The organism is Actinoplanes sp. NPDC051633, from assembly GCF_040681735.1.
Lineage (GTDB): Bacteria > Actinomycetota > Actinomycetes > Mycobacteriales > Micromonosporaceae > Actinoplanes.
Map to the genome: position 1 here is coordinate 1 of NZ_JBFAZH010000304.1, position 7,325 is coordinate 7,325.

The 7,325-nt window shown below is 73.7% G+C and carries 5 protein-coding genes and 1 pseudogene; 1 reads left to right on the forward strand and 5 read right to left on the reverse strand.

The genetic code is table 11. The features are described 5' to 3' along the window. The 3 genes from ptsP to dhaK form a co-directional block, all read right to left on the reverse strand. The coding region (gene ptsP, locus AB0M20_RS18495) for a phosphoenolpyruvate--protein phosphotransferase (protein ID WP_364299618.1) at nt 1-2,339 on the reverse strand (2,339 nt) is incomplete at its 3' end. 37 nt (nt 2,340-2,376) lie between these two features. After that, a complete protein-coding gene (gene dhaL / locus AB0M20_RS18500; RefSeq protein WP_364299610.1) occupies nt 2,377-3,018 on the reverse strand; it encodes a dihydroxyacetone kinase subunit DhaL in 642 nt (213 codons plus the stop codon). A gap of 3 nt (nt 3,019-3,021) precedes the next feature. Continuing rightward, nucleotides 3,022-4,017 (reverse strand): dihydroxyacetone kinase subunit DhaK, encoded by a 996-nt coding sequence (gene dhaK, locus AB0M20_RS18505; protein WP_364299612.1) that lies wholly within the window; start codon nt 4,015-4,017, stop codon nt 3,022-3,024. Nucleotides 4,018-4,149: 132 nt separating this feature from the next. Between dhaK and AB0M20_RS18510 the strand changes: the two genes are divergently transcribed. Then, a complete protein-coding gene (locus tag AB0M20_RS18510) occupies nt 4,150-5,262 on the forward strand; it encodes a PIN domain-containing protein (protein WP_364299614.1) in 1,113 nt (370 codons plus the stop codon). On the opposite strand, the gene AB0M20_RS18515 is transcribed toward AB0M20_RS18510, so the two are convergent. After that, the gene (locus AB0M20_RS18515; RefSeq protein ID WP_364299616.1) at nt 5,248-6,963 is read right to left on the reverse strand and encodes an insulinase family protein; all 1,716 of its coding nucleotides are present in this window, start codon (nt 6,961-6,963) and stop codon (nt 5,248-5,250) included. The two genes, AB0M20_RS18510 and AB0M20_RS18515, sit on opposite strands and share 15 nt — an antisense overlap. Then, nucleotides 6,951-7,325 (reverse strand): annotated as a pseudogene (locus AB0M20_RS18520) (hypothetical protein); the annotation flags it as partial. The pseudogene AB0M20_RS18520 and the gene AB0M20_RS18515, both read right to left, overlap by 13 nt.

The following is a 7,325-nucleotide window of genomic DNA, read 5'->3' on the forward strand; positions in this document are numbered from 1 at the left end:
GCGACGCTGAGCTCGCGCACTCCCAAGCCGATCAGCAGCGGCACCGCCGTCTCGTCGGCGGCCAGCTCACCGCACACCGCGACGGTGATCCGGCCGGCCGCGCCCCGGCCCACCGCGTCGATCAGCCGCAGCACGCCCGGATCCAGGCCGTCGGCCAGCGAGCCCAGGTCGGCGTTGCCGCGTTCGGCGGCCAGCGCGTACTGCGTGAGGTCGTTCGTGCCGATGCTGACGAAGTCGACGTAGGGCACGAAGGCCGCCGTCTTCAACGCCGCCGCCGGGACCTCGACCATGATGCCGACCTCGAGGCCGGCCGGGGGCCCGCCGCCGGCGCGGGCGATCGCCTCGTCGAGCAGTTCGCGGGCGCGGACCACCTCGGGGACCGTGCTGACCATCGGGAACATCACGCTCACCGGCACGTCCCGCGCCACCCGCACGATCGCCTGGAGCTGCTCGGCCAGCAGGGCCGGGTGCGCCAATGAGTGGCGCAGGCCGCGTACCCCGAGGAAGGGGTTCTCCTCCCTCGGTCCGGGAAGGTAGGACAGCGGTTTGTCCCCGCCGACGTCGAGGGTGCGCAACGTGATCCGCCTGCCGCCCAGCGCCTCCGCTATCCGGCGATAGGTGGCCTCCTGCTCGTCCGCGCCGGGCGCGGTGTCGCGGCCCAGGAACAGGAACTCCGTGCGGACCAGCCCGGCCAGGTCGGCGCCGTGGCCCGCGGCGGCTTGCGCGTCCGCGACCGATCCGACGTTGGCGCCGACCTGGATGCCGACGCCGTCGCGGGTCCGGGCCGCGTCGGCGCCCCGTCCGGCGGCCCGTTGGCGGCGCGCGGTCAGCTCGCCGGCACGTCCGCGGAAGTCGGCCAGCGTCCCCTCCGGCGGATCCACCACGACGTCACCGGTGCCGCCGTCCAGCGCGATCGTCGTACCCTCCGGAACCCGCAACACCGGCGGCCCGGCGCCGACCACCAAAGGCATTCCACGGGTACGCGCGATGATCGCCGCGTGGGACGAAGGGCTCCCGGACGCGAGCACCACGCCGACGCAGGTGGCGGCGTCCAGTCCCGCGGCCTCGGCGGGGGTCAGCTCGCCGGCGACCAGCACGCCGTCACCGGCCGGCGCGGTCGTCGCGACGCCCAGCAGCGCACGCAGCACCTGCACGGCGACCGCACGCACGTCTTCGGCGCGCGCCTGGAGATACGGATCCGCCAGCGCCTCGAACTCGCCGGCGACCCGGTCGGCCGCGGCCGCCCAGGCCTGCGGCGCGGGCGAGCCGTCGTGGATCCGGGCGCGGGCGTCGTCCAGCAGGTCCGGGTCGTCGAGCAGCTGCAGATGCGCGTCGAAGACCGCCGCCGCGTCGCCGTGCGTCGTCCGGCGGATCCGGCCGATGTCGCGTTCGACGTCGGCGAGGGCGCCGGCCAGTCGCGCGCGTTCAGCTTCCGCGCCTTGCGACGGCACATCGGGGATCGCGGGCGCTTCGGCGTGCAGATGCCAGACCGGACCGATCCCGACGCCCGGCGACGCCGCCTGCCCGGCCAGGGAACCGACCGGGCCGGCATCACCGGCGGAGTTGGGGGAGTAGGTCGCGGACGGCGCCGGCGAGGGCGGCCCGGCGGAGGTGGGCTCGTCGAAGGCTCGAGCCGCCAGCGCCGTGATTCTGTCCAGCGCGGCTCGGGCATCGTCGCCACCGGCACGGATCTCCAGCTCGTGGCCCTGCAGCGCGCCGATCGTCGCCACCCTCGACAGGCTCGTCGCCGAGACCCACGGCGAGTCCGCGGTCAGGTTGCGGATCTCGATCGGGGCGGGCGCCGAGCGGGCCTCCGACACCAGGCGAGCCGCCGGGCGGGCGTGCAGTCCGTGCGGGTTGGTCACGGTGAATCGGGCGGTGACCGATGCGGCCGAGGGCGTACCCGGCGGGGTCTGCTCTTGATCCTGGGTCTCGCCCAGGTGGGTCTGCTTGCCGGCGAGCGCGCCCGACGCCTCCGCCGCCACCTCCTCGCGGGAAGCGCCGCCCGCGGCCGCCACCGCCGCTGCGACCAGGCCCTCCACCAGCGGCGCCGCGCAGAGCAGCACCCGCGACCGGGCCTCGTCGTCGTCGAGCAGCTCCAGCGCCAGCTCGGTGGAGAGCACGGCGCTGCCCAGATCCATCAGCACCACGACACCGTCGCCGTCGTCCGCCTCGGTCAGCGCACCGCCGATGGCGACGGCATCCGTGCCGAACGTGTCGTCGTCGAGCCCCGCGGCGACCGCGATCCGCACCGGAGCCCCGTGCAGCATCTCCGACGCCAGGGCAACCGCCGCATCCGCCAGGCGGCGGCTGTGCGAGACCACGACCAGACCGACCATCAGCACCCATCCGGGGGTGCGGCGGACCGGCCCGGCATCAGGCTCCGCCCACGGCCGTTGCGGCCGCCTCGATCAGCAGCGTCACCGACGTCGCACCGGGGTCCTGGTGGCCGGCGCTCCGCTCGCCGAGGTAGCTGGCTCTGCCCTTGCGGGCGACCAGCGGCGTCACCTCGTCGCGCCCGGCGGCGGCGGCCGCGGCCGCCGCCGACAGCGCCGACGACAACGGCTTGCCGGCCGCGACCGCGGCCTCCAGCGCGTCCACCGCCGGCGACAGCGCATCCACCATCGTCTTGTCGCCCAGAGCGGCCTTGCCGCGGGAGATCACCCCGTCCAGCGCTGCCCGCAACGCCGCCGCGAAGGCCTGCGGATCGAGCGTCGAGGCGTCGCCGGCCGAGGTCGCCATGCGCAGGAAGGCCGTGCCGTACAGCGGTCCACTCGCGCCGCCGACCTTGCTGATCAGCGTCATCCCGGTCTTCTTGAGCAGCGCCGCCGGATCGGCCGGCGCGTCCGCCTCGAGCGCCGCCACCACGGCCGTCATCCCGCGGTCGAGGTTGGCGCCGTGGTCGGCGTCGCCGATCGCCGAGTCGAGCTCGGTGAGCATCTGCTTGTTGGCGGCGACCAGCCGGGCGAACTCCCGCACCCAGGCGAGCAGCGCGGGAGTGTCCACGGAGTCGGTCATCGCTCAGGCTCCCCAGCGCAGGCCCGGGGTACGCACCGGGGCGTCCCACAACCGCAGCGTCTCGTCGTCCGCCTTCAGCAGCGTCACCGAGCACCCGGCCATGTCGAGGCTGGTGATGTACGGCCCGACCAGCGACCGCGCCACCGACACCCCGGCCTTGTCGAGCAGCAGCTTCACCTCGTTGAACATCACGTAGAGCTCGAGCAGCGGCGTGGCGCCCATGCTGTTGACGAAGCAGATCACGCCGTCGCCGCCGGTGAAGTCGAGGTCGGCGAGGATCGGGCCGACCAGCATCTCGGCGATCTCCGAGGCCGGCGCGACGGGCACCCGGCGGCGGCCCGGCTCGCCGTGGATGCCGATGCCGACCTCCATCTCGTTCTCCGGCAGGTCGAACGTGGGCTTCCCGGCCGCCGGGACCGTGCAGGAGGTGAGCGCGACGCCCATGCTGCGGCCGTTGTCGTTGACCTTGCGGGCCACGTCGGCGACCTCGCTCAGCGAGCGGCCCTGGTCGGCGGCGGCGCCCGCGATCTTCTCCACCAGCACCGTCACGCCGACGCCACGGCGGCCGGCCGTGTAGAGGCTGTCCTGCACCGCCACGTCGTCGTTGGTCACCACCGACGCGACCTCGATGCCCTCGGCGAGCTCGGCGGCCATCTCGAAGTTCATCACGTCGCCGGTGTAGTTCTTGACGATGTGCAGCACACCGGCGCCGCCGTCGACGGCCTGGGTGGCGGCCAGCATCTGGTCGGGCACCGGCGAGGTGAAGACCTCGCCCGCGCAGGCGGCGTCGAGCATGCCGGGGCCGACGAACCCGCCGTGCAGCGGCTCATGACCGGACCCGCCGCCGGACACCAGACCGACCTTGCCCCGCACGGGCGCGTCGGCGCGGACGATGATCCGGTTCTCGAAGTCGACGCGCAGATCGTCGGGGTGGGCAGCGGCGATGCCGCGGAGGGCGTCGGAGACGACATTGGCCGGGTCGTTGATGAGCTTCTTCATCGTGGCTCCTCGCTGAGCGTGGTCCTAGCGAGAACTTACGCCGATCTTCGAATCAATTCCTAGGTCCTTCGGTCCAGATGTCGGCGTGCTGGGGAAGCCGTGCGGAGAAGGGCCGGGCGTAGGGTTGCGCGCGTGGATCAAGAAGAACGGATCGCCCTGTTCCTCGACTACGAGAACCTGGCGATCGGCGCCCGCGACCATCTCGGCGGGATGGCCTTCGACCTCCGCCCGGTCGCGGACGCGCTGGCCGAGCGGGGCCGGGTGGTGGTGCGGCGCGCGTACGCGGACTGGTCCTACTTCGATGACGACCGCCGCATGCTGACCCGCTCGCACGTCGAGCTCATCGACATCCCGCAGCGGATGGGCGCCTCCCGCAAGAACGCCGCCGACATCAAGATGGTCGTCGACGCGCTGGAGCTGGCGTTCGAGCGCACGTACATCTCGACCTTCGTCCTCTGCACCGGCGACAGCGACTTCACGCCGCTGGTGCACAAGCTGCGCGAGCTCAACAAGCGGGTGATCGGCGTCGGGGTGGAGAAGACCACCTCGCGGCTGTTGCCGCCGGCCTGCGACGAGTTCCTGTTCTACGACCGTCTCGAGGGCGTCGAGGTCCCGTCGTCGCGGCCCCGCCGGACCCGGCCGGCCGTCGTGCCCGAGAAGGAGCTACCGGCCGAGACGCCGGAGAGGCAGACGCCGCCCCCGGCTGTCGAGGAGCCGCCCCCGGCCGTCGAGGAGCCGCCCGCCCGCGACGCCGACAGCCTGGCCGCCCTGGTCGCCCAGACGGTTTCCGGCATGCAGGGCAGCGCGACCGGTGCGGTCACCGCGTCGATGCTCAAGCGCGCCCTGCTGCGCAAGGACCCGACGTTCAGCGAGGCCGACTACGGCTTCCGTGCCTTCGGCGAGCTGCTGCGGCACCTGGCCGGCAACAACGTGGTCGAGCTGGGCGGCGGGTCCGCCAAGGGCGACCCCGAGGTGACACTGCCCGAGCACGGCGACCGGGAGGCGGCCTTCGCCCTGCTCCGCACGGTGGTCGCGGAGCTGAGCTCGGGCGGCGGCGCGGTGGCGCTGTCCGGCCTCAAGAACCAGGTACGCAAGATCGCGCCCGACTTCAGCGAGAAGAAGCTGGGCTACCGCAGCTTCCTGCAGTTCTGCAAGGCGGCGGCGACGGCCGGCGTCGTCGGCCTGGTGTGGAGCCCCGAGGCCGACGACTACCTGCTCACCCCCGGCGGATCAGGCTCGCGCTGACCGGTACGCCCGCAGGCCGCGGGCACCCCACCGGATCGCCAGGGCGGCGGCCAGCGTGGCCAGGAGGCAGACGATCAGCGTGACGACCAGCGCCCCGGTCTCCTCGCCGGAGGCCAGCGCGACCACCACGATGATGTCGAGCAGCACCAGCGCCAGCGTGAGCGGGATCGCGAGGACCAGCGCGACGATCCGGCCGGTGGCCGACTTCGGGGGAGCGACGGTCCCCGGCCGCGTCGCCGGCGCCTCGGGCCGCGGGATCTTCTCCGGGTCGCGCGGCGGCTGATCGACCCGCACGCCCGGCGGGATGTGCTGGTCCAGCCAGGGGATCGCGCGCGCCGCGTCATGGAACATCGTCGGCTCGATCCGCACCGTGAAGGCGTCCGTGCCGATGAACAGGCGGCCGCCGTCCGGCCAGGCCAGCACCACGGCCGCCGAGTCGTACCGCACCGAGGTGCCGTCGCCGTCGGAGTCGACGATGGCGACGCCCTCCGGGCCGACGATCAGCCGCACGTCCGGGTTCTCCAGGCTGCGGTGCTGGGTGCCGCCCACCAGGTGCGGCGACACCGACGGCGCCGCGGTCAGACCCGTCCAGTCCGCGTCGCGGCCGCCCGGGGTCATCAGCAGGCCGTTCTCCCAGGCCGCCGCGGCCACCTCGGCGACCTGCCGCGCCGTCACCGCCTGCGTCTCGGCGAGCACCCGCTCCAGCGACTGCGACTCCAGCGGCCGACCGGTGAGCAGCGCGAACGCCTGGCCGGGCAGCCGCGCGCCCTGTTCCTCGGCGCGGGTCAGCTCGTCGCAGCGGCGGGCGACCACGGCCCGGACGTCGTTCTCCTCCACCCGGCCGAAACGCAGCGCGGCCAGCACGTCGACGAAGCCGCCGAGCACCGCGCCCCGCTTCTCCGGCAGCGCGTCGGCCGCGGCGGTGACCAGCGCGGTCCCGTCGGCCCGCGCGTCGTAGTCGGTGGTCACCGAGTACGACAGACCCTGCTCCTGCCGCAGCGAACGCATCATCGCCCGCTCCAGCACGCCGAGGAACACCCCGGACAGGGCCGAGCGGGGCACCACGGAGTCCCACACCACCGCGCCGGCGTCGCCGCGGAAGTAGGCGGGGGTCTTCGGCAACGCGGACGACGGCGCGGGGGCCGGGCGGCGCGGGCCGTCCAGCAGGTCCAGCCGCAGCCCGGCCGGCACCTCGTCGCCGGCGATCCAGAGCGCCGCGTTGCCCCGGGTGAAGAAGTGCGCCACCCAGGCGCGCAGCTCCTCCGGCCCGATCGCGGGCAGCCCCCACTCCGGGTATCCGTGCAGGCCGTAGTCGCGCGCGCCGTACCGCCACACGGCCATCGACTCGCCCAGGGCGCCGCCCCGGCCGCTCTGCTCCGTACGCAGGATCTCCTTCTCGGTCTCCAGCCGGTGCATCGGCAGTTCCCGCAGCGCCGCGCAGACACCGGTCAGGAACGGCACGATGTCCGCGGCCGTGCCCTGCGTGTGGAAGTAGGTGAACTCGGGCGTGGTCGCGCCGTTGTAGTGGTAGTCGGCGACGCCGATGTTGTGCAGCGCCAGATGCTCGACCAGGTGGGTGATGCCGCGCCGGGCCAGCCGCTCGTCCGCCTGCCCGACCCGGAAGACCAGGCCGGCGTGCATCGGCCCGGTGGTGGGCCCGAGCACCGTGGGCACCCCGTCGATCTCGGTCAGGCGTACCACTGTTCCCCCTTGAACGCCCACTCGCGGGCCGCGAAGAGCTTGTCCGACGCGTCGTTCCACGGACCGAGCGCGGCTCGCTGCCCCATCTGACGGAAGACGTTCGCCGTCGACCGGATGTCGTCGTAGACCCAGAACGCGAAGGCGAAGGACCCGAGGGTCAGATCAGCCTCGTACGTGCCCGGGACGAAGCTCGGGTGGCCGATCGACCGCTGTGCGGCCTCGTTCAGCTCGGGCCGCGCCTTGTCCATGTAGGCGGTCTTCTCCTTGTCGTCGGTCCAGACGATGTGCTCGACGATCGCCTGGGCGACCAGCCGGCCGTGCGGCGCGCCGGGCGGGGCCGCGAGCATCCGCTCCCGGGCGAA

Bases quoted from the DNA above. Each gene is read 5' to 3' on its own strand.
- dhaL (WP_364299610.1), bottom strand. From the start codon at position 3,018: ATGACCGACTCCGTGGACACTCCCGCGCTGCTCGCCTGGGTGCGGGAG.
- dhaK (WP_364299612.1), bottom strand. From the start codon at position 4,017: ATGAAGAAGCTCATCAACGACCCGGCCAATGTCGTCTCCGACGCCCTC.